General features: G+C 57.5%; 17 protein-coding genes. 7 read left to right on the top strand and 10 right to left on the bottom strand.

Going from position 1 to position 21,808, the window contains the following annotated elements; all coding sequences use genetic code 11:
- Positions 1-292: 292 nt before the first annotated feature.
- The 6 genes from ACR9ZQ_RS00325 to ACR9ZQ_RS00300 form a co-directional block, all read right to left on the bottom strand.
- A complete protein-coding gene (locus ACR9ZQ_RS00325) occupies positions 293-2,830 on the bottom strand; it encodes a two-component system VirA-like sensor kinase (protein ID WP_481426502.1) in 2,538 nt (845 codons plus the stop codon).
- The gene (locus tag ACR9ZQ_RS00320; protein ID WP_481426501.1) at positions 2,814-3,845 is read right to left on the bottom strand and encodes a cytochrome-c peroxidase; all 1,032 of its coding nucleotides are present in this window, start codon (positions 3,843-3,845) and stop codon (positions 2,814-2,816) included. The genes ACR9ZQ_RS00325 and ACR9ZQ_RS00320 overlap by 17 nt, the downstream gene beginning before the upstream one ends.
- Entirely contained in the window at positions 3,842-4,567 is a 726-nt protein-coding gene (locus ACR9ZQ_RS00315) for a winged helix-turn-helix domain-containing protein (RefSeq protein WP_481426500.1), read from the bottom strand. Before ACR9ZQ_RS00315 ends, ACR9ZQ_RS00320 begins: the two co-directional genes overlap by 4 nt.
- On the bottom strand, positions 4,564-4,743 hold the full coding sequence (locus ACR9ZQ_RS00310; protein WP_481426499.1) for a hypothetical protein: 180 nt from the start codon (positions 4,741-4,743) through the stop codon (positions 4,564-4,566). The genes ACR9ZQ_RS00315 and ACR9ZQ_RS00310 overlap by 4 nt, the downstream gene beginning before the upstream one ends.
- Positions 4,744-5,680: 937 nt before the next feature.
- Complete coding sequence (locus ACR9ZQ_RS00305; protein ID WP_481426498.1) at positions 5,681-8,074, bottom strand: 1-deoxy-D-xylulose-5-phosphate synthase N-terminal domain-containing protein; 2,394 nt, start codon at positions 8,072-8,074, stop codon at positions 5,681-5,683.
- 44 nt (positions 8,075-8,118) lie between these two features.
- Complete coding sequence (locus ACR9ZQ_RS00300) at positions 8,119-9,138, bottom strand: 1-aminocyclopropane-1-carboxylate deaminase (RefSeq protein ID WP_481426497.1); 1,020 nt, start codon at positions 9,136-9,138, stop codon at positions 8,119-8,121.
- A gap of 475 nt (positions 9,139-9,613) precedes the next feature.
- Here ACR9ZQ_RS00300 and ACR9ZQ_RS00295 point away from each other — a divergent pair, with 475 nt between their 5' ends.
- The gene (locus ACR9ZQ_RS00295) at positions 9,614-10,750 is read left to right on the top strand and encodes an alpha/beta fold hydrolase (RefSeq protein ID WP_481426496.1); all 1,137 of its coding nucleotides are present in this window, start codon (positions 9,614-9,616) and stop codon (positions 10,748-10,750) included.
- Positions 10,751-11,386: 636 nt separating this feature from the next.
- On the opposite strand, the gene ACR9ZQ_RS00290 is transcribed toward ACR9ZQ_RS00295, so the two are convergent.
- The 4 genes from ACR9ZQ_RS00290 to ACR9ZQ_RS00275 all read right to left on the bottom strand — a co-directional run bounded on the left by ACR9ZQ_RS00290 (position 11,387) and on the right by ACR9ZQ_RS00275 (position 14,176).
- Complete coding sequence (locus ACR9ZQ_RS00290; RefSeq protein WP_481426495.1) at positions 11,387-11,743, bottom strand: ketopantoate reductase family protein; 357 nt, start codon at positions 11,741-11,743, stop codon at positions 11,387-11,389.
- Between the two features lie 121 nt (positions 11,744-11,864).
- The gene (locus ACR9ZQ_RS00285) at positions 11,865-12,353 is read right to left on the bottom strand and encodes a ketopantoate reductase family protein (protein WP_481426494.1); all 489 of its coding nucleotides are present in this window, start codon (positions 12,351-12,353) and stop codon (positions 11,865-11,867) included.
- A 594-nt stretch (positions 12,354-12,947) separates the two neighbouring features.
- Positions 12,948-13,319, bottom strand: coding sequence for a hypothetical protein (locus ACR9ZQ_RS00280; RefSeq protein WP_481426493.1), 372 nt, complete (start codon positions 13,317-13,319; stop codon positions 12,948-12,950).
- The gene (locus tag ACR9ZQ_RS00275; RefSeq protein ID WP_481426492.1) at positions 13,316-14,176 is read right to left on the bottom strand and encodes a DODA-type extradiol aromatic ring-opening family dioxygenase; all 861 of its coding nucleotides are present in this window, start codon (positions 14,174-14,176) and stop codon (positions 13,316-13,318) included. The genes ACR9ZQ_RS00280 and ACR9ZQ_RS00275 overlap by 4 nt, the downstream gene beginning before the upstream one ends.
- A gap of 554 nt (positions 14,177-14,730) precedes the next feature.
- On the opposite strand from ACR9ZQ_RS00275, the gene ACR9ZQ_RS00270 reads away from it, so the two are divergent.
- The 6 genes from ACR9ZQ_RS00270 to ACR9ZQ_RS00245 all read left to right on the top strand — a co-directional run bounded on the left by ACR9ZQ_RS00270 (position 14,731) and on the right by ACR9ZQ_RS00245 (position 21,268).
- Positions 14,731-15,558 (top strand): alpha/beta fold hydrolase, encoded by an 828-nt coding sequence (locus ACR9ZQ_RS00270; RefSeq protein WP_481426491.1) that lies wholly within the window; start codon positions 14,731-14,733, stop codon positions 15,556-15,558.
- A 453-nt stretch (positions 15,559-16,011) separates the two neighbouring features.
- Entirely contained in the window at positions 16,012-16,926 is a 915-nt protein-coding gene (locus ACR9ZQ_RS00265) for a fumarylacetoacetate hydrolase family protein (protein ID WP_481426490.1), read from the top strand.
- A 545-nt stretch (positions 16,927-17,471) separates the two neighbouring features.
- Positions 17,472-18,575, top strand: a complete 1,104-nt coding sequence (locus ACR9ZQ_RS00260; protein WP_481426489.1) for a helix-turn-helix domain-containing protein — start codon at positions 17,472-17,474, stop codon at positions 18,573-18,575.
- 532 nt (positions 18,576-19,107) lie between these two features.
- Positions 19,108-20,283, top strand: coding sequence for a cytochrome P450 (locus tag ACR9ZQ_RS00255; protein WP_481426488.1), 1,176 nt, complete (start codon positions 19,108-19,110; stop codon positions 20,281-20,283).
- 190 nt (positions 20,284-20,473) lie between these two features.
- Positions 20,474-20,719, top strand: a complete 246-nt coding sequence (locus ACR9ZQ_RS00250) for a tautomerase family protein (RefSeq protein WP_113322707.1) — start codon at positions 20,474-20,476, stop codon at positions 20,717-20,719.
- 147 nt (positions 20,720-20,866) lie between these two features.
- Positions 20,867-21,268, top strand: a complete 402-nt coding sequence (locus ACR9ZQ_RS00245) for a DUF1127 domain-containing protein (protein ID WP_481426487.1) — start codon at positions 20,867-20,869, stop codon at positions 21,266-21,268.
- The last annotated feature ends 540 nt before the right edge of the window (positions 21,269-21,808 follow it).

The raw sequence follows: 21,808 nt of genomic DNA, 5'->3' as shown, positions 1-21,808 counted from the left end.
GAGCTGCGATATGAGCCAACGGTAGGAAATGTTTCTCGTGTCACGAAGAAGTCGGGCGCAGTAACAGCCCTGAAACACCGCTGCGGCCATAAGGACGCGCCTCAGGGCCGTAATGGCTTCCCCTCCTGTGGCCGGGGCCGGGTCCGGTATGCTCTTTCTAGCACCGACCCGGCCCCAGATGCCTCAGGGCACCAGCGTGTTCTCTGAAGGCGCTTTCCTGGCGACGAAATTGGACGTCCAGCAAAATGCCGGAAAAAGGATCTTCCGCCGGCAGCAATCTCGGCGACACGTTTTAGTGAGCAGAGCCGCCTGGACTTTCCCGAACATGAACAACTGAGGTATGGCTCAGAACGTCGAATATGGCGGTTGCCAATGTCGCCGAGCTGAAGGGCGTCCGCAACATCCGGGCCGCCAAAATGGGACGCGTAGAATCCAGATCCAGTGCGCGGTCGCTTAACAGCAGCAGCTTCTCAGTCCCGACATTGTCCAATAAACGCGATAGGTCATCGTGACGCATGAGAAGCTGTCTGTCGACAACCACAACGTCGGCACACAGGCCTGCTTGCAGTTGATCAATGAGGCAATCGATACCCGCACATCCTATTGGCTCATATCCGAGCGCAGCAACCTTCTCCTCGTACAATTCGAGGAGCATCCTGTCTTGCACGACAATGATGACCCGTTCACCGCTACCGATTGGAACCGCATTTTCGTCGAAGAAACCCTTAACGGGCAGCGGCTCGAGATCGCTCGCCGGCAGAAAGAGCCGGAAAGCCGAACCCGCTCCGATTTCGCTTTTCACGTCGATACTGCCCCCCAAGGCGGAAACGATACCATGCACAGCCGAAAGGCCGAGGCCCGAGCCGCCCGTCTTCGAATTCGTCGTGAAAAATGGTTCAAATATATGCGGCAAGACGTGATCCGGAATTCCGGGTCCCTCGTCGCTGACAACAAGACAGACGTGTCGCCCAGGCCCGAGCTCGCCATGCGACAGGAGCCGCTTCCTCGTGGTTTTAACGACCTCGACACTGATGATGACCCTCTGACCCCTCGACGACGCTTGGCTCGCGTTCTTGCAAAGATTCATTGCAAGCTGGTGCACATCCACAGGATTGCCTTCTATGACCGCAGGACGTTGATCGAGGTTGGATTCGATAATCACATGGCTGCCGAGAGTGACCCCAAGGAGCGGCAGGATGTCGGCAACCGCGTCGGCCACGTCAAATGGTTTCGTCGTCCTTTCGCGCTTTCGGCTGAACGTCAGTATCTGGTCTACGATATGCTTGGCCCTCGCCCCGCTCTTTAGAATTTCCTGCACGTAATGACGTGTCGTGGACGGCCGGCGAAGGAGCTGAACCGCCATCTCCCCATATCCTTGGATTGCGCCCAGAACGTTGTTGAACTCGTGTGCGATGCCACCAGCCAGCGTGCCAATCGCCTCTAGCCGCTGCGCGTGCTCGAGGCGGTGCTCCAGTCCTTCTTTCTCCTGGCGACTGCGGTTTGCCTCAACGAACTCGATAAGCGTCTGAAGTGTTGCTTGGAGCAAGCGAACCTCGTCCCCAGGCATCTTCGGCTGCAAATCATCGAAGCTCAAAACAAGCGCAGCCACATCGCGCTCGGACAAACCTGCCCCGACAATGAGACACGCGGTCGCGGGGCCGCGTGAGCGGATGAAACAGCGAGACTTCGCTGAAATTCGGGTCCCGAAGCCTTCCAGGTCGCGAAGTGCAGGCGTTCCCTCCTGGTTAAGAAGGTCCTGTGCAAGCTCCAGCAGCAGCGCCCTCTGCTTTTCGTCGTCGCTGAGGCAGTAGTTGTCTTTGATTTCTCCCCGCTCTAAATCGCAAATCGCGAAAGCACATCTTTGCGCCGCGAATAAGTCTGAGATAATGCTCAATGCACTGTTCATGAGGCCGGCGAAGCTGCCACAGTCGCTCTCGACCATTTCAGCCTTGAGTTCGGCAATGACTTGTTCGTAGTGGAGACGTCTCTTGAGGCGTTTGGTCTGGGCACGCAAGCGATACACCAGAACACAGATATAGACACAAAGAATGATCGCCGTGATACCGAGCATTATCCTGCTGAAAGACGCACGCGACGTGGCGTCGGCAGCAATGTCCAAGTACTCCGATTGAAGCTCCTCTGCTCGCAGGGGCGTCTCAGAGGCCTGAATGGCCGCAATCTTGCTATCAACCTTTGGTAAGACAGCCAAGATCATTCGTGCGTGAATGATGACCGTTCCCAGTCCCTGTAGGACCGGCGCTGCAGTGTCAAATTCTGGCAGTTGCTCTAGACGCCTGAGAATAACCTCCTGCAGTTGGTCGTCCGGCCGCGTCGAAAATCGCATCATCAGATTACCGAGATCGCCCAATCTGGTGAGAGCCATCTTGACGGCTTCATTTCGGGAATCGTGGAGTTCGGAAAGTGTCTGACCAAATACCCCGATCGAATTCTGCAACAGTGCATTGCGGGTCTTAAACTCCTCGACGAGCTTCTCGTCGAGGTCGATAACGTCCCTGAGTTGCCGTAGGAGTTGATGGAGCCTGGAATTGTCGGTGAACTGCGGCCTTTCGAACAGTCTCTTCAACTCCGTTGTCGTGTGCCTCATGTTGACGACGGCGGACACGAGCGGATCGTATGACGATAATAGTCCCGCTCTCGCCCGGAGGACGTCGCGCTGAAGCGAAGCGTGATTGACGTCGACGGCCCGCAGGTTCATCATCACCGCCTCGTGAACGTCCCGTCCGGGATCACGGCCGGCTGCAACAACGGCAAGGATAATCGCCGATAGCGTCAGTAGAGCGATCGGCAGGGTCTCAATGAGACTCTTCAACGTCAGGCTGCGTGAGCTCTTTCCCACTATAAACCCCGGTCAAACTGTTGAGGAACGCCTCGAGCGCATCGACGTCGCCTACCGTCAGTCGGCGCCCGAGCTGGCTTCTGCCCATGATAGCAATCGCCTCCCGAAGTGTTGCCGTGCGACCGTCGTGGAAATAGGGTGCCGTCAACGCCACATTGCGCAAACTGGGCACCCGGAAAACGTCGACATCCCGATCAGCCCGGTCTAGGCGTGCGTCGAGATCCTCAGGCGTCGGAAAGTTCTCGGCACCTGGGTCGCCGAATACTCCGAAAATCTGGAACATGTTGCCGCCAATATTGGAGCCTTGATGGCAAGAGACACAGCCGTATTCGGTGAAGAGTTTCAGTCCGTGCTTTTGTAACGGAGTGATCGCCTTCTTGTCTCCTTTCAGGAAACGGTCAAAGGGTGCGTCAGGAGTTGCAAGAGACCTCTGATAGCTGACAAGCGCATCCAAGACGTTTTCGCGCTCCGCCAAGCGACCATATCTCAGAGAAAACGCGTCAGCATATGACCGGTCGCTGTTCAATCTCGACACCAAGGTGGGCCAGTCCATTGCCAAAAGGTTCGAGTCGTGAATGATTGCGTCATTTTGGCTTACAAGGGATGTAAACTTTCCGCGCCATCCCAGGCGGTAGTTGTTTCCGACGTTGAATATCGTCGGCGCGTTGAACGCATGCATCTTCCCCTCGTAGCCCACAGTTCTTGCCGCATGAATCGTGCCGCCTGTCGCAAGGTCGTGACAAGAACTGCAGGAGACCTCCCGCCGCTTGGACAAGAGCTTGTCGTGAAAGAGGCGTCGCCCGAGCTCCACGCGGCCGGGATCGAGTCGAGGGGCGTCAGGAAGTGGCAGCAGCGCCTCCTGCTGCGTTCCCGCCACTAAGACGCTGCCGGCGGCCGTGAGAACGCCACCGCTGACGGCAAGAAGTGTCAGCAACACCATCCGGGGGCTGCCCTTCTTGAACAGCGTGCGGCGTCCCTGCAAGCTCATATCTTGCGACCACCCTTGTAAGTTACCTCGACATCTGCGTCGAAGACATAACCGGCACCCCGCTCCGTCTTGATCAAAGTCGGCTTTGACGGATCCCCCTCGAGCTTGCGCCTCAGACGGAGTATTAGAACGTCGATGCTTCGATCGAAAACCTCTTCATCATGTACCCTGCTCGCCGACAGAAGCTGCTCGCGCGACAGAACCTGGCGAGGGGCACGTAAGAACGCAGTCAGGAGGTTGAATTCTCCTGCGGTGAGCTTCACCTCCTGATCTTCGCCGCAGGTCAGCCTGCGAAGCTTGACGTTGAGGACCCATTCGCCAAAGCTGTAGATTTTCCGGTCCTTCTTGCTATCGAGAACGGGACGCTCACGCAACGAGGAGCGAACGCGGGCCAGCAACTCGCGGGTTCCGAACGGCTTGGTGATGTAATCTGCAGCCCCGAGTTCCAAGCCGACGACCTTATCGGCCTCGTCGAGACGGTCTCCGCTAATGATGATGATCGGCGAATCCGATGAACTGGCCAGCTTCCGCACGATGTCCAAGCCATCTTCCTGACCAAGATTAAGATCGACGATAACCAGATCGACCGGATCAGTACTGAGGATTCGGGGAAGATCTTGACTACCGCTGATCCCGGTAACCCGAAACGCATGATGCGAAAGATAGTCGATCAAAAGACTTCGCATGCTCGAGTCGTCGTCGATCACCAATACGTGCTTCACAGACCCACTCCACGCCATCCGGCCATGTCATCTGTAATTTTCATCCCGGGTAGGCGATCGGTTTCCCGCGGACGACAGAAAAACCGCTTCATTTCAGGCGCAATCCCGTCATCGACCAGAGCCGCTCTGCCGGCGCTATTCGCGGCCGTGAACAAAAATTCTACAAGAGTGTTCATTCTCAGATTCCTATGCTCCGAAGCGCGTTTGTAACACATAGTCCGGTTTCGAATATATCACAAGTATCAATTTTATCATTTATTATCGGTATGGCGGATCTCTTCGCATACCCTTGCACCGGCAACCGGCTGCCAAGGCGGTTAGCTGCGATCGAGCGCAACGAGCAGGGAGAGCGAGTTGTGGTAACTACTCTGCGATCGCGGCAATACCCCTCTAACCTAACGGTCCATTGCCATCATCGCGGGTTGTCCGAAGGCAGCCGCAGGATCAGCGCGGCTAACCTTGAAAGGAAGGGACCCGTGAAGCCACTCCTGCGCAACAGTAGTGACGGGTTGTAGTGACAGCCCCAGGTCTGGGTGCGCACCCGTCTTCAACGAGCCTCATTTAAAAGACTATCGTGTGGAGGGCCGCCTCAGCGCTGTTGTCCGGCAGCCGAGACGGTATCTCCACTGCGGGCGCTCGCTCGGTTGACGACCCTGCTGATTGTGCCTGCAACTACTGCCGCAAATGCCACTCTGGTCTGTATCACCGAGGCAGTGATTGAACTGTGGCGGTCCGACAAAGAGCTGTTTGCAACGTGGAAATGCCCCGGGCGTTGATGCGATTGACGCCGCCAGACGACTTCCTTCTGTTTGAATTCTCTCAGATTGGCATTGGTCAAAAAGACTTCCTCTTTCCATGAATAGGTTAGTTTCGTCTCCGCATGACGTGATGCAGGCCGTGTGCTGAAGGCGTCTTGGGGGCCTGATGTTGCCGCCCCGTTTCCAAAGCAGGTTTTCCGGTTTCATCTGGAACCATGACGTTGGTCGAAGCGCGACTTTCCAATTGCTGCTTCTGACAACGACTGCGCTCCAGTCTTCTTGCGCCATCAGTCTGCGATGCTGTTTCGTATTTGTCTCAGCGAAGACGCCAATATCTGGCTGGTTGCGACACCGCCTAGGGGAACACGAGCATGAGAGCGTCTGAAAGTCGCTTGCCAGCGGTCAACTCGTTGACGGAGCGAACCAGCGACTGTCGGTCAATGCGGAAGTGCCGGTAGAGATCGCCGATCGTTCCCGTCTGTCCGAAGTGCTCGACACCGTGCGAAATGGTCCGATGCCCGGAAACGCCGCCCAGCCATGACAGGGTTGCGGGATGCCCGTCGATGACGGTGACGATCACGCAGTCGCGGGGCAGAGGATCGAGAAGCGTTTCGACATGGCTTCTGGCCTTCGGGTTGCCACGCGCCCGCTCCCGCTGCGCCGCCGTCCATCCAGCGTTGAGGCGGTCGGCCGAGGTTACGGCAAGGACGCCGACGTCGCGCCTTGCCTCGCCGATCATGCCGGCCGCGGCAATCGCCTCGTCGGCGACCGCACCTTGATAGGCAATGACGGCCGAACAATTGGGGCCGGGTTTGCGCAACCAGTAGGCGCCGTCGATGGCGCCCTGCCGGAAGTCGTCGTCGACGCGTTTCAGCGGTTGTTCCAGCGGTTTGGTCGTCAGCCGCAGGTAGATCGACCCACCGGTCTCGTCGCGCAGCCAGGTGCGTTCGTCCCTGTGGCCTTCACCATCGCGCTGGAGGTAATCGAAAGCCCACTCCATGATCACGGCGAGTTCGTCAGCAAAGCCGGGCTCGAACGCCGCCAGACCGTCCTGACTCATGCCGATCAGCGGGGTTCCGATAGATTGGTGGGCACCACCTTCTGGCGCCAGTGTCACCCCGGAGGGCGTGCCGACGATGATGAAGCGTGCATCCTGGTAACACGCATAGTTAAGCGCATCGAGGCCGCGGCAGACGAAGGGATCGTAGACCGTGCCGATCGGGATCAGACGCTTGCCAAACAGAGAATGGCTAAGGCCCGCAGCACCGAGCAGCAGGAAGAGGTTCATCTCCGCTATGCCTAGTTCGACATGCTGACCCTTCGGTGTGAACTCCCATTTCGCGGTCGACGGGATGCGGTGCTCGATGAACGCATCCGCCATCGCCGCACGGGCAAAAAGCTTGCGCCGGTTCACCCACGGCCCGAGGCTCGTTGTGCCGGTGACGTCCGGAGATGTTGTCAAGATGCGGTCGGCCAACTCGCTTGTGCCCTTGGCGAGATCATCCATTATCTTTCCGAAAGCTGCCTGCGTCGAGATCTCGCGAGCGGGGTCGATCGAAATTGCCGGCACGTCGAGACGCGCGTCATCGTAGCGTCGGGCACCCTTCGAGAAGAAGGCGACGTCGGCAAGAAACGCCTTCAACCCGGCGACATCTGCTATTCCTGCGAACGGCTCCCATTCCTGACCGACAGGGATGCCCAAGGCCGTCTGCCAATCGGCGAACTGCTTGCTGGTCATCAGGCCGCCATGATTGTCTTTGTGCCCGGCGATCGGCGTGGCCCAGCCCTTGATGGTATAGGCGAGGAAGCAAGTCGGGCGATCTTGGTCGATCGCAGCGAAGGCATCCGCCATCGTCGCCACGCAATTGCCGCCGAGATTCTCCATCAGTTCTGCAAGCTCGGCGTCGCTGCGGCTACCGATGAGCGAGGCTATGTCCCCGTGTTCGCCGATCTCGTCCAGCAGGCGCTTGCGCCAGACCGCGCCGCCCATGAAGGTGAGCGCGGCGTAGTCTTGGTTGGGGCAGCGGTCGATCCAGTCGCGCAACTGGGTGCCGCCCGGTTCTTCGAAGGCTGCACGCTGCAGGGCGCCGTATTTCACGCGAACGACCTCCCAGCCGAACGTGTCAAAGATCTTTTCGATGCGCTCGAACAGTCCCTCACGAACGATCCCGTCGAGGGATTGACGGTTGTAGTCGATGATCCACCAGCAGTTGCGCAGGCCATTCTTCCAGCCTTCCTGCAGGGCCTCGTAAATGTTGCCCTCGTCCAGCTCGGCGTCGCCCATCAATGCGACCAAGCGGCCAGGCGTCAGGTCGCCACCCCATTCCTTTGCCTTGATGAAATCCTGGACGATGGAAGCCAGGGCGGTGATGCCGACGCCCAGCCCGACCGAGCCCGTTGAGAAATCGACGTCATCGATGTCCTTTGTCCGGCTCGGATAGCTCTGGGCGCCGCCGAATCCACGGAAGTTCTCCATTTTGTCTCGCGTCTGGTTGCCCATGAGATAGTGCATCGCATGGAAGACGGGCGAGGCGTGCGGCTTGATGGCTACCCTATCCTCGGGCTTCAGCGCCGAGAAATACAATGCCGTTATGATCGACACCATCGAGGCCGAGCTTGCCTGGTGGCCGCCGGTCTTGATGCCATCCACCTTCGATCGGACATGGTTGGCATTATGGATCATCCAGTGCGACAGCCATAACAGCCGCTGTTCAATGGTCTTCAGGTGCGGGCGTTGGAAATCGATCATCAGTGCGTCCACAGTTGCAGGGAAGCAGGCTCTCGAACGGGCTCTCAACCCTCTCTGTAATAGTAGCTGTAGCCGTTGAGCGCGGGCGCGCCTCCGAGATGAGCATAGAGCACCCTTGAACCTTGCGGGAAGAAGCCCTTGCGTGTGAGGTCGATCATCCCCTGCATCGACTTGCCCTCGTAGACCGGGTCGGTGATCATCGCCTCGGTGCGGGCGGCAAGGCGAATGGCTTCGTTGGTCTCTTCCGACGGGACGCCATAGGCAGGATAGGCGTAGTCCGGGATGATGACGATCTCGTCTTCGCGAACATTGCGGCCAAGCCCGACCAGCTCAGACGTGTTGTCGACGATGGACCGCACCTGCGCCCTCGTCTGTTCGAGCGTGCCGGACGCGTCGATGCCGATCACGCGGTCGGCGCGCTCCTGTGCGGCGAAGCCGACGATCATGCCTGCCTGGGTTGACCCCGTGACGACGCAGACGACGATGTAGTCGAACTTGAAGCCCAGCTCTTTTTCCTGCTCCGCCACTTCCTCGGCAAAGCCAATATAGCCGAGTGCACCATATTTATGGACCGATGCTCCGGCAGGGATCGCGTAGGGCTTGCCGCCTGCGTCCTTAACGGACTGGATCGCATCCTTCCAGCTCTTGCGGATACCGATATCGAAGCCATCGTCGACGAGGCGTGAATCGGCTCCCATGAGGCGCGTCATCAGGATGTTACCGACGCGATCATAGACGGCGTCATAATGGGGGACCCACTTTTCCTGAATGACCACGCACTTCATGCCGATCTTGGCAGCGGTCGCAGCGACCATGCGCGTATGGTTCGATTGCACGCCGCCGATCGAGACCAGCGTGTCGGCGCCTGAGGCGATCGCGTCGGGGACGATATATTCCAGCTTTCGCAGCTTGTTGCCACCCATGGCCAGCCCGGAATTGCAGTCGTCGCGCTTTGCATAGATTTGTACACCGCCACCTAAGGCTTCAGTCAAGCGGGGCAGATGCTCGATCGGTGTCGGGCCGAATGTGAGTGGGTAGCGTTCGAACTTTTCAAGAAGGGACATTGAGGGCTCCGGAAAACAATGGCAACGACCGGATCAGAGTAATGCGTTTGTATTGAAAGGTGCTTCCAAAATAATCGGTGAGCGAATCTACGTTTTCACGGTTCTCTCGATCAGGTGATTCGATTCTATCGATGTTGGCATCTTGTTTGGAAGATTCTTCCAAATAGAGATCGCCCGGCTCGATCTGCGTCCCGCTTGCACGCGGCATGAAGGATGCGGAAGCTTGCCTGAGGCAAACATGACGCCCGGGCCACCCGGCAAACGCGGGCCTGGCGTAACACTGCGGAGCGCAAGTCTCACAAGAGACCGAAGGTCGGGCCGATGCATGTCCAAGCAAGATTCATGTCGACGCGATCCGGCGTTTCGGCGCCCGCGCATCGGGTGGCTCTGTTGCACTTGAAACGATAATCATGGCGATCGACATCATGGTCGAGGGGTTTCGCGCTTTCGTGGCCCAAGGATCTTGGAGCGAAACATGCGGACCTTCTGGCCACAGAGTCTCTTGATTAAATTATTCCCCGGCACGCGTTTCCTGACGGTGATCGGCGTCGCAATCGCCTTGTTTGGCGTATCGGCAAATGTCAGCGCGCAAGCACGGGAACGGGAAACCGAACTGGCAAATATCTACGAGAGCAAAATCGTTGAATTTTGGAACAAGCACGGCCAGCGCCGGGATTTCGCCGGCATTCATGGGGTGCGTGTAGCCGCTATGGCTTTCCCCCGTCCCGGTGGGAAAGAAGGGATTGTGATTTCCAGCGGTTACGGTGAGAGCTTTTTCAAGTACCGCGAGAATGTATACGACTTGTGGCAGGAAGGGTATCAAATCTATATTCTCGATCACCGCGGTCAGGGCTTGTCGGAGAGATCGATCACGCCGAACAAGGCACAGCAACTCGATCCGCAAGCCGTCAAGCGCGTGCACGATCTTGGCTATGTCGAAAATTTCGACTATTTCGTCGACGACCTGAAAACGTTCGTTGAAAAAGAGGCTAAGCCTGCCAACGAGCGGCTCTTCCTCCTCGCGCACTCCATGGGTGGAGCGATCGCGTCATTGTATCTTGAGAAATTCAACGCCGATTTTTCTGCCGCGGCATTGTCTTCGCCCATGCATCAACCCGATCTGAGCCCAATTCCCAACAAAGCATGCTGGCTGCTCAAGCTCGGCCCCGGAAAATCCTACGTTTGGGGCCGGGGACCCTATGTTTCCAGAGAGTTCAATGCGGATCGCGACTTGACGAGCAGCCGCGTACGTTACGAGATCCTCAAGCGCGGGGAGGCCGATCGCCATCCGCAAGCCCAGCTCGGCGGGCCGAGCTTCCAATGGGCCTACGAGGGCTGCATGGCAGCAAACCGCAGCATCCGGGATGCGGGTCGGATTAGCGTCGACGTTTTGCTTTTTCAGGCGGCCGATGACAGAGTGGTCAAAGCCTACGGGCAGCGACAGTTTTGCGATGCGATGAATTCCGCGCGATTGGGCTCGTGCTCTTTGCGAATGATCGAAGGCGCAAGGCATGAGCTGCTGATCGAGCAGGATGTCTATCGCAATCTGGTGCTCAAAGAGATGCTGTCATTTTTCGTGCGAAAGCGCGAGACGGGCCAGAGGACCAATTGAAGCCCTTTGCTTCGGCTAATCGCAAGCTTGTTTTACGATCGCATAACACCCGATTTTATCGATGCCGGCTTGCCTAGACCCCACAGCATCTGACAAGGGTCTGAGATCGAGACTTTGGTGCAACGCAGTCGAGCGAACTAGCCAGATGCGCGAATCGATTGCCTAGGCCGTCAGTTCCAATAGTGTCCCCTCGGCTCCAAATCTGACCAGTCCATCGAGAAACCGTCGACCTTCCACCGGACGACCTTTGATGCGGCAGCCGCGTCCTTGCACACGAGACGATGGTAGCCTGTTCATGAGGCTTGCCGCGAACCGTCAATGGCCAAATACGGTTGCAAGTGCAGGGCGGAATGAGAGTATCTTCATCGCCGTCGGGGCGGCGAGTAAGTCGCCACCGTTGGGGGGGGTGTCAAATAGCCGGTCTCCAAGTGCAATTCTTACTGGACATTTTGCCGGTATATCGCAAGTGCCTCCGCGAGGTAACACGACAAACTCTGGGCTCTTTGCACTTTTCAAGACGTCCGTAGCGAAGACAAGGCGGGACAACGCCGTCGTCACCCAATTGTCGCGCGTGCCCTGAGAAGGAAACGCCGCCGATAACGATTGGCAACCCTGCGACGGACGATCACACCCGCTTCATGGCGCCGTGGGAACCTCACCGCTTTCCAGGAAATGAGCCAAAGCCGTGATTGCCGCCGTCACGGGCATTTGAATGTTATGAAGTCGGGCAAGCTCAAGGACCGCGTCACAGATGACCGCAAGCTCCAATCGATGCCCCTTTTCAAAGTCCTGCAACATTGAGGTTCTGACGTCGCCCAAGTTGCGACCGGAAGTAATGATCGTTAACGGATCGAGTTCCAATTTCGACCCGTAGGCCTCGATGACCGGGATAATTTCCATCAGCATCTGATAGCTCACCTCGGCCAGATAGCGATTTCCGAGATTTTGGCCAAGGGTGGCGCCGGTAATGGCGGTGACCGGGTTTGAGATCATGTTTCTGGCCACTTTTGTCCAAACGGCGTCTCTTATTCGAGACGCTGTCCGCGTCGCTATGCCCGACCTATTCAAGATTTCCTCAACGTCGGCAAGCCGCCTCGTATGTCGATCATCCAGCTCACCCAAAGTCATGTGAAGGGGATTTCGGGTGCGTGCCAGGCCTGGGCGAAGCCGCTCCGCGGTGATCATTGCAGTCGTTCCGATAATTTGTGCAGGAGGCAATATTGATTTGATCTTGCCGCCAGGATCGACCGATTCGATGGCCCGTCCACCAGCCGCTGCCGATCCCTTCAAACAACCACCAGGGTATTCCATTGATGACCGGAACGATCACGGTCTCGGCCGCTATCATCGGCAGGAGGGACGATTTCGGACAAAGAAACAGAATCTGTTGAACGCCAAAATCCTTTGCGACGCCGACCGTCACTTTGGCGCTGTGATCGCCCCCTAAATCAATCAGGCGTACTCCGTTCTCTCTTATAGCCTTGAGGCTCTCACCTCTGGCAACGACGGAAACATCGAAGCCGGAAAGTGAAAGGCGGGCAGCTAGCGTTAGACCGATCGCGCCAGCCAGCAATGCAGATGCGCTTGCTCTCAAGCGCGCCATATTCGAGCTTGCCCATTGGAACTCCCTTTGTATGCGACTGGGAGATTCACTTGGGAAGATGCAGGGTGCATTGTCGCCTTTCTGAAAACAGCTACAGTTGTCATCAGACAAAAAAGCCCACAACAGGGCCGTCATGGATCAGATGAGGAGATTGATATCGGCGAGCTCTGTCGAGAAAAGATCGTGTCGAACTGGCCGCTACCAAAGGGGCAGCCATCGCAAACAGTCCGGGTGCCCCAAGACATTCTAGGCGACGAAATGGCGAAAACGCTCTGAGATCGAAGCGCCGGTCTCGGATATTGGAGCCGGCATTCCTCCGCGGCGACCAGAAGCGTTGCGCACCACCAATCTGTGTATCGCGGGCGAATTGTGGACGATCCCGCCGGCGGAGCTGGGGCTTTGAACTGGCTGTCGGATTTCAGGCACCGGATTTCTCACGTCTAGCCTTGATGGATAGGCGTAGCCAAAAAGGAACGGCTCACGGCCGCAGCGGCTCTGAACCCACGTTGCCCACTGGAGGAAACGTGGGGAGCAGATCCGACGACTCGATACAAGCCAATTTTGGCGAACCGGCTTGTTGCCTCAACGGCAATGCTAGGTCGCAACTGACGGGTAGTCGCGACCTGCCCAGTCCTTCAGGTCCGATGCAAAGGTGCGCTGGAATGACAGCGGACCGGATTTGGCCCGATACGGCTCATCATAGATACCGATGAAGATCGTCAGGTTGAGGAAGAAATGCGCACCCATTTCGAAAAGTGCGACGTAGTCGTGGCATATCAGCGCATCCCTTTCATGTTCAGTAAAGCTGTGCACGCTTGAGGCTTCGATTTCGTTTCCCAGCAAGGCAGGGCCGAGTGCCTGCTCCCACGCAGCCACGAGAGAGGCCGGATCCTCAGCATACCGGCGAAGCAGCTGCGGATCGCGGTCAACCATGAAAAGGAATTTGTTGACGTAGTATTTGCTCATCGTGCACTCCGTTCGAGGGACCACGTGAAGTAGGCTTCCATCGTGTGAAAGAGATCCAGGCTATCTGCATGATCAGCGACCTGCCGACCAGCGACGCCAAGCATCAGAATGAAATTCAGGAAGCCGTGGGTCGCGTTTCCATGTCCCTGAAGCGAGGCATGGGTGACGTTCGCGAGGATCGAGTCGATATCCCCATGCCGCAACCATTCGATCGCCTGACGATCGAAGACGGGATCCGGGCCGGTTTCCATGAACTGCCGCGGACCGCCCAGCTCCAGGGAAAGATGCCCTGTTCCGATCACGGCGACACGAATGTCCGCCGGGTAGTCCATGACTGCTCTGCGGATGGCGCGCCCAAGGTCATAAAACCGCTTGGGTGACGGCAAAGGCGGGGCGAATATGTTGGTGTAGATCGGTACGACAGGCAGATCGTTGGTTGGCCGAAGCGTAATGATCGGGCAGACGATCGAGTGGTCGATCTTGAGTTCGTTGGACAAGGCAACATCAAAATCCTGATCGAGAAACGACTGATGCATGAAACGCGACATCTCCTCGTCGCCTTGCAACAAATACTTGGGCAGCCCGAACTCGCGCACCTCGTTATAGAATGTAGCGTCGTATGCGGGTGCCTTGCCGATCAGAAACTGCGGGTAGTTGTCCAGAAAAAGCTGGTGGAAATGATCGGAGCCGACCATCACCAGAAGATCCGGCTTAGCTTTCGTGAGCGTCTCGCGATATGTCTCGATCTTCTCCTTCCAGATCTGCGCTTGCGGCATTTGTTCCTGGGGAGGTGCGGTTGTCGCCGCGAGATAAAACGGGTGATGGGTTGAGGCGAGCGCTGCGACAAGGTTTGCCAATAAATTCTCCTCTGGTGCTTGCGTATGTGCAGGGCGACAGCTTTCCGCCCTCTGCGTCGACAGGCCGCAAAGGGCGCATCGTCGGCTGGGCGCGCCATTGCTAGCGCGCGTTTTGCGCGGCTCCATTTCAGCGGCAGATCAAGCGGGTTGCAGATGAAACCGTTTCATCGTCGTCGGACCGCGAGATGGCAATGACAGATCGGCACACGCAAAGACTGCTTGGATAGCCTCGTTGCAGGTCACCGCCGAAGCACCCTCCGCACTTGAAGCTGCCGTCTCGAGACCTGCCGGCCGGCAAGCGCTGGAGCGCATTGGGTCTTGGCTACAGCTGTAACGAAGTCGGGAGTTTCCGACATATCCCTAAGCTTTGGCTCGCTCTAAATCGGCATGCGTCATTGCGAAGACAGGCGAGGGATGGCGCCGCTCGGCCATGTTCGAGGGAATATGGAAACGGAGGCGGAAAATATGACCCTTCTCGCGTTAGCGGAAGGGCCGCCAGCCGGAGGCAAGGCATTCCGGGGACGCTGCAGCAACACCAGAGAGAGCATCATTTTATGGTCGAAACGATTACTCGGAAAGTAGACACGTCTCATTGCGCGATCGCAACCGAGATGACGATGGGAAAAGGATTGGACGTCGTCCTCATTCACGGAAATTCATCCTGCCGCGCCGTGTTTGAACGACAACTGCACTCGGAGCTCGGCGAGGCCTACCGTCTGATCTGTTTCGACCTGCCGGGGCACGGCCAATCGGAAGATGCGCGCGAGAAAGAAAGAACCTACCCCTTGCCGGGTCTTGCCGACGCTGCCCTGGAGGTGCTGGAAGCGCTCGACGTCAGAAATCCTGTTTTGCTCGGATGGTCGCTCGGCGGTCACGTTGCGATAGAGATGGCATCTCGCCAACAGAATTTCCGCGGGCTCTTCGTCACAGGTACGCCGCCTGTGGGTGAGAACATCTCGGAGGGTTTTCGCGGAAGCATCCTGAAGGGCCTTGCAGCGACATCGGCCTTTTCGCAAGAGCAGGCAGCCCAGTTTGCGGATCGGGTGTTCGGCAGTTCGGCAACACCTAAGCTGGTGCAAGCGGCGGCAAGAACTGACCGCGATTTTCGAACCACATTGTTCTCCCAAGCGCGTATCGCAGAAAAGAGCAACCAGCGCGAGGTGGTGAGTTCCATCAAGACGCTGACCGCGGTTGTCAACGGCGCCGAGGATCCGATTGTCAACCTCGACTATATTGATCACGTTCGATACGCCAACCTGTGGCGGGATCGATGCTTCCGGATCGATTCAGCCGGGCATGCGCCATTCCTGCAAAATAGCGCCGTGTTCAACCACTATGTCGCTGAATTCCTTCGGGACGTCGAGAACGCCGAGCATAACTGACCCTCGTTCGCCTCATGCCCGCGTCCAGCCCGGATTCTTATCCCCCGCAAGGCTGGCCGCGGGATCGGCCGAGACGAAAATTCCACGTTTGCTCAACTCTGCCGGCACAAAGGCCGTGGGGAGGAGCCAAACGAATAACAGGCAGTCCCCGGGTATTTGAGCACGGCATCAAGGCAGTGCCGCTTTTCGGTGAGCGGCACATTGTTCCACTTTTGCTCGGCTATCGGCAGGTCAGGATATCACATATTTCTCGGCATCCATGGGCAGAGCGGTCAGACGCCGGTCACACTGTTTTCGTGACGAACCCACCTGAAGGTCAGAACTGCATCATCAGTCCCTGGCAACGGGCGCTTCCCGGATTCGACCCTCGGCGTGCAGCTTGCCGTGACCAAGCGGTCGACGGTTCGGCAACTGAAGACACACGTCCGTTACCGCACAGGAAAGGAACCTTGAATGAAAATTGGTTTGAACAGCGGTCGGGCAGTCGGCTTCGATGCACATCTTGGCATCTGGCGGCAAATAGATCACCGACACTCAGACGATCTGCTGACGCTGCTGTCGTTAGAACCTGCCGAGCTTGCCAGATGCCTCGGCGAGCGCGGCGATGCCCCCCATGGCTTGCCGTTCAAGCCTGGATCGCTCCGATCGTTTGCTCTTTGGGAGAGTCACATGACGGCGGCGGCAAAGGGGATGGTCTCACGTTTTGGATCCCCCCTGTTGAAATCCGTTTCGGCTGGCTATGAGCGGCTCACCGGAAAACTCTTGGGACCCATGCGGCCCAGGCCCAATTACTATCGCTTCCCACAATATTACATGGGCAACCATCGTTCACTCATGGCAGATGGCGAAGAACTGCCGTGGCCGTCCTTTTCGGAGGTTGTGGACTTTGAACTCGAGATCGGTGTGGTCATCGCCAGGCAGGTGCGCGACTGCAAGCCGAGCGAGGCCCTTTCGGCCATAGGCGGCTTCTGTATCGTTAACGATTGGAGTGCTCGTGACGTGCAGTGGGACGATACGCGGCGGGGCACGTTCGGCGGCGTCGTCAAGGCGAAAACCTTTGCCGGCGCGATCGGGGGCGTCGTCGTGACCGCTGACGAGATACTGCCGAGATTCGACCGATTGACGGGCAAGGTCCGCGTCAACGGCGAAGTCTGGTGCGAAGGCACTACCGAGAACGCACAGTACGGTCTTGGCGAGATCATCTCCTACGCTGCGATGGGAGAGACTGTCTATCCTGGAGACATCCTTTCCACCGGTACCCTTGCGGGCTGCTGTGGCCTCGAGATGAGCCGCTTTCCCCGCCGAGGCGATGAGGTCCAACTCGAGATCGATGGCATAGGCACGTTGACCAACCGGATCGGGAGCTAGCCGCTATCGGCGCGGCTTTACGCGGGTCCGACGTCACCGAGGCGCAAACAACCCGCAGCCGCAAGCCACTCGCGCCTAAGCCTGCTCCCTCGCCGTCTAGAACACGCCAGCGACACACGCTGGCGTTTCGCCGATGGCGCCCTCGCCCGAAGAATCGAGCATCCTGCGTTCGGCTCGGGTCGCAAACCGATCGTTAAAGAAGGCGCCGGCGGGGTGGCGGCCTGGCTTGAAACTTCAAGTTGCCGAGCAAGCCACGCGCGATGTTTTGAACCGTAGACCGGTCGCCTGCCTGATGCGTAGATTTGCCGATCTTGTGTCAAACGGAATGCAAAATCCCCTCAGTTGAAGGGCGCGCTTACCACGCACGGACTGGAGGACGAATTGGCCGGACGTCCAAGCGTTATTTCAAGAAGGCGGCCATTTGCCTCGCGTCAGCGGCATTCAAAGCGCGCGATGATGTTTTAAATGCATTACAACTATCAAATTTATCAATTGCTAGAGGATAACGATGGGTGTAGGTCTTGCAAAAAGCGGAGCATTTGACGTTGGACGAGATCCTCACCACTGCGCAAGCGGCGAAATTACTGGGCGTGTCGGTGCGGACCGCCCAGTTGTGGGTCGAAAGCGGCGAGATTCCGTCGTGGAAGACGCCAGGTGGCCATCGACGCATTCCTCGGGCTGCAATCGTTGACATGCTCGCATCAAGAAAAACCGATCGGCCTGTGAGCGCCGTCGCTGTTGTGCTTTCAATGCCCGAAAATGTCAGTGCCTGGCGCTCTTTGTCCGTACACGGATATTTGGTCAAGGTTCTCGAAGATCCGCTAGCGGCAGCGGTGGTCATCGGCGAGTCTCTGCCCAACCTGATCATCATCGAGAACGATGGCGGTGACGAACGTATACGACTGGCAGAAAAACTTGGCGAGGACCCTTTGCTCTCGTCGGCATTGACGGTGTTGCGGACCAAAATCGGGCCTGAAGTTTCCAGCGCTAAAAAGAACAGGTCCCTTGCATTCGATATCGATGAGCCCGTCGCCCTCGCTATCAAGGCGATTCTCGAGCGTATGGAAGATCGGCCGTCCGTCGCGGCCACGAACCTGACCTATCCTCTCCCCGCAAACGAAGGCGACCGCCTGAAGGCTGTGAAAGCGTCAGGTTTGCTGTATTCGCCTCGAGAACCGGCTTTCGATAGGCTGATAGACATGGCGATACGCATATTTCACGCGCCGATTGCGATGTTTACGTTGCTTACGTCGACCGAACAGTGGTTTAAGGCCAAGGCTGGATATGACGGGGAACTGACGCCTCGCGAATGGTCCTTCTGTAATTACACTCTCGCAGCAAATGAACTGACCGTCTTGAATGATCTTCCAAGCGATCCGCGCTTCAAAGACAACCCAACCCTCGGTGCGCCGCACTGTTTTCGTTTCTATGCCGGCGCCCCCGTTCGTGATGAAAATGGATTTGCTCTCGGCTCAATCTGCATCATTGATCGCGTGACGCGAGAATTCGGGACAGAAGATCGCAATGCGCTGACAGCGCTTGCTGACGCCGCGGCACAAACCATCAAGTCACGTTCGCAAGAGCGACAACTTCGCCATCTACAGATCAAGGCGAGCGGCGGATGGGACGTGGATGTCGCTCGACGCTAGCGTCGTGAAAATGGGCTGAATGAAGGACGTGGCGAGCTGGGCCATGGTGAGCCCTTCGGAGCCGAAACCACTCTAAAAGAGACCGAGAAGGTCGCGCTGGCAAAACGTCTGCGGCGGCTCAACAAGACGTGCCCTGTCCGTATTATTCCGCGCCGCTTGGTTGGGACATGCGGGCCGGTTTGGTTCGCCGAATCGGCGCGATGAGCTTGGCGGCCAAAGATCCTCTGCGTGGCTGAAATGCCCTGAGCGCTTTTTGAGCGGGATATTGCCCCGGTCTTGTAACCCAGTTCTCCGCGCCCTTTTCAAGCCGATCTTTCCGGCTTCCCCTCTTCCGGCGTCAATGAAGGGGGCTGCTTTGGTGCTTCGCCATCACGATAACATCGCGAAATGCCGCCGCGTTGGGTTCCATTACATCTGTAATGAAACTGGTCTTGCAAACGCTTGAAAATGATAAAATTGATAGATATGATACTTCCAACCTCGCATACGTTATTATGCGGTCGTCATCAGTCGCCACGGGAATGGAGATATCATGCTGACACTTGCCGAATTAAACGCCAATCCCCACGCTGCTTTCGAGCGCTGGCGCGCGGTTAGCCCCTGCGTCGATTACGAAGGGGGCGGCAAGTTCGTTCTCCGTCACGATGATGTGTTGAGACTGAGTTCCGATCCGCGCGTCGTCTCCACGGGGACGGCATTGCCGGAATCGCGTGGCGTGGCGTCGGGCGTACTTCATGACATTTTCGGACTCGGTATGCTGACTGCGAATGGCGCCAAGCACCAAGGGCATCGATCTATCATATCTCGCGCATTAGTAACCGTATTGGTCAGCGATCTGCGAAGCCATGTACGCGCAGCCACGGAAAACCTGATCGATGCCGTATACGCGAACGGGAGCGCAGAATTCGTTAGTCAGTTTGCAAACCCGATCCCGATACTGGCGCTCGCCGGTCTACTGGGGGTGGAGGCGAATGACCGGGAGCGTTTTTTAAGCCGCGTTGAAGAACTGGGAAGGTTTTTCGCCCCGGCTTCGACGGATGCCGACATCGCCGTGTCTTCGGCCGCGGCCGAATATCTGCGTGATTATCTAGAATTGAAGTTGCGTGAAAAGACCGAGAGCGCATCGTCGGATTTCCTCTCCGCCGTGAAGGCGGCAGGCGAGGCGGAAGGTTTGGCTCCGATCGAGATCGTCGTCCAGATAATCCAGCTGATCCTGGGTGGTACTGAATCGGTCCGCGCTTCGCTCGCGGCGCAGATCTCGCTTCTGCTGCAGCATCGCAGTCAATGGGATTCGGTCTGTAGCGATGCCAGCCTCGTCCCGGGCGCGGTAAGCGAAGTCATGCGCTATGAACCGGGTATCGCGGGCCTGGTGCGCGCGACCGCCGAGCCTGTTGATGTTCAGGAAATTACCCTTCCCGCCAACTGTCTCGTCATCCTGTCGACAATGTCCGCGCTGCGTGATGAAAGAGTATTCAAGCGCCCGAACACATTCGATATTCGTCGCGACGACCTTCCGAGGCTTCATCTTGCATTCGGCGCCGGTGCGCATCGGTGCGTTGCCGATCATCTCGCCCGCGCCGAGCTTGAAGAGGTCCTTGCCGTTTTCGCAGCGCGGCTGCCAAAGCTTCGGCTGGAAGATTTGCCAGTGTTTGGCGGCCACCTCTTCATTCGCACTCCCAGCAGCTTCTGCGTCAGCTGGGCACGCTAGGAAGCCACACAGCGCGCCGGCATGGGCGGGGGTCAGACCGTCGATCCCGTGCTTTATCCGGAGCGTGTCGGCTTCGTCACCGGCGAGACGCTGAATGTCGATGGCGGCCAGCATGCCGGTCGCTGGTAAGCCGAGAGAATAGGCAACGGACGGAGCGCTCCATAGCGCCCGTCCTTCAAGGAGAACGACAATGCCTTATGTGAATATCAAAGTGACGCGTGAAGGCACGGCTCCGGGCGCAACCAGCACGACGCCGGAGCAGAAAGCCGCCCTGATTAAAGGCGTCAGCGATCTGCTCTTCGATATCCTCGGCAAGCCGCACGACAGCACCTTTGTCGTCATTGATGAAGTCGAGATGGAAAACTGGGGTGTCGGTGGTGTGCCTGTGCCTGAATATCGCAAGCAGCTTGCGGAAAAAGCAGCAAAGCAGAAATAGTGTCGTGGCGGCCTGTCGCAGGATTTCACCTTGTTTCGACTGAAACGCTTGGTCCCGTTTCTGAAACTGCAGCGGTACGAATCGCGACGATTTTGCAACCGTCGGCAGCGAGCCGGCGATTGATCGAACCAACCTGGGAACACTGAAATGACGTCACGCCACGCCAGTACCAAGATTTCGGGCAATGTTTCCAAACGCACAAGCGCGGGCTTGCTGCACACGATAGCCGCCCATGTGCGTGCTCATATCGAACGACAAAGGCTTCTGCGAGAGCACGACAGAGTTCGATCTAACCTTCTTACCTTATCCGATCATTTGCTGAAGGATATTGGCCTGGCGCGCGACCAGATCACGTACGCAGCTGGGCGATGGTCCGGATTTGATCGTCAGACTGTAACGACCGGCCCGGCGATCAAAAATGAAGCCGACCAAGCAGCCGTTTCCGGCGAATTTTGTAGCAGCTTGAAATTAGAGCCTGCAGGTCAGGCATACGCTGACTCGATGCCAATAGGCTTCGGGTACAGCGCCCGCCATGAACCGTACCGCTAAGCGATTTCAACTAGAGAGTAGGCGGGTAGTAATGCGTGGAAGCTGCCCCTTTCTGCGCTCGCGTGTGAGGCGCCGCGACGCTTTGAGTTGCGAATAGTCGCGGCGAAAATCAATTCGGATGGCCTCTCCGGTCTGTCGCGTCGGCAACGGACCGCGCGCTGAAAAGGTGCACGGTAAAGTCTTTAACACCGGTCAAGAGGCGGGTGTCCAACGTCATTGCCGCTATTATCTGCTAAGCGAAAAACAAGCCTGCCTTATGTGACATGCAGGAGCGGCACCCCGTCTTATCGAACGTAGCATGCGTTTGTGTAAGTGCTCGAACGCTCCCATGCCATTCGGTTACAACCGACTTCATCTAAAACCGCATCAGTGCAGCGTAAAACATTGCTGCAGTTTGGCCGCGCGATGTTTCGGGCATCGCGGCTGCCGAGATACGGCGGGCTGTGTACATGGCTGTCACATCCGGCGGAACATTGCGTTGCCGGCGACCGACAGCCCTAGTCGCGTGCGGTCAGGGGACGTCGCAATCCTCGTCTTGCA

It is taken from the genome of Rhizobium sp. KNZ14-9A (assembly GCF_056755015.1).
The sequence above is the reverse complement of the archived record's forward strand: the minus strand, read 5'-3'. Positions and strand labels throughout refer to the sequence as shown.

Bases quoted from the DNA above. Each gene is read 5' to 3' on its own strand.
- ACR9ZQ_RS00320 (WP_481426501.1), bottom strand. From the start codon at position 3,845: ATGAGCTTGCAGGGACGCCGCACGCTGTTCAAGAAGGGCAGCCCCCGG.
- ACR9ZQ_RS00310 (WP_481426499.1), bottom strand. From the start codon at position 4,743: ATGAACACTCTTGTAGAATTTTTGTTCACGGCCGCGAATAGCGCCGGC.
- ACR9ZQ_RS00305 (WP_481426498.1), bottom strand. From the start codon at position 8,074: ATGATCGATTTCCAACGCCCGCACCTGAAGACCATTGAACAGCGGCTG.
- ACR9ZQ_RS00300 (WP_481426497.1), bottom strand. From the start codon at position 9,138: ATGTCCCTTCTTGAAAAGTTCGAACGCTACCCACTCACATTCGGCCCG.
- ACR9ZQ_RS00295 (WP_481426496.1), top strand. From the start codon at position 9,614: ATGCGGACCTTCTGGCCACAGAGTCTCTTGATTAAATTATTCCCCGGC.
- ACR9ZQ_RS00290 (WP_481426495.1), bottom strand. From the start codon at position 11,743: ATGATCTCAAACCCGGTCACCGCCATTACCGGCGCCACCCTTGGCCAA.
- ACR9ZQ_RS00285 (WP_481426494.1), bottom strand. From the start codon at position 12,353: ATGGCGCGCTTGAGAGCAAGCGCATCTGCATTGCTGGCTGGCGCGATC.
- ACR9ZQ_RS00280 (WP_481426493.1), bottom strand. From the start codon at position 13,319: ATGAGCAAATACTACGTCAACAAATTCCTTTTCATGGTTGACCGCGAT.
- ACR9ZQ_RS00270 (WP_481426491.1), top strand. From the start codon at position 14,731: ATGGTCGAAACGATTACTCGGAAAGTAGACACGTCTCATTGCGCGATC.
- ACR9ZQ_RS00265 (WP_481426490.1), top strand. From the start codon at position 16,012: ATGAAAATTGGTTTGAACAGCGGTCGGGCAGTCGGCTTCGATGCACAT.
- ACR9ZQ_RS00255 (WP_481426488.1), top strand. From the start codon at position 19,108: ATGCTGACACTTGCCGAATTAAACGCCAATCCCCACGCTGCTTTCGAG.
- ACR9ZQ_RS00250 (WP_113322707.1), top strand. From the start codon at position 20,474: ATGCCTTATGTGAATATCAAAGTGACGCGTGAAGGCACGGCTCCGGGC.
- ACR9ZQ_RS00245 (WP_481426487.1), top strand. From the start codon at position 20,867: ATGACGTCACGCCACGCCAGTACCAAGATTTCGGGCAATGTTTCCAAA.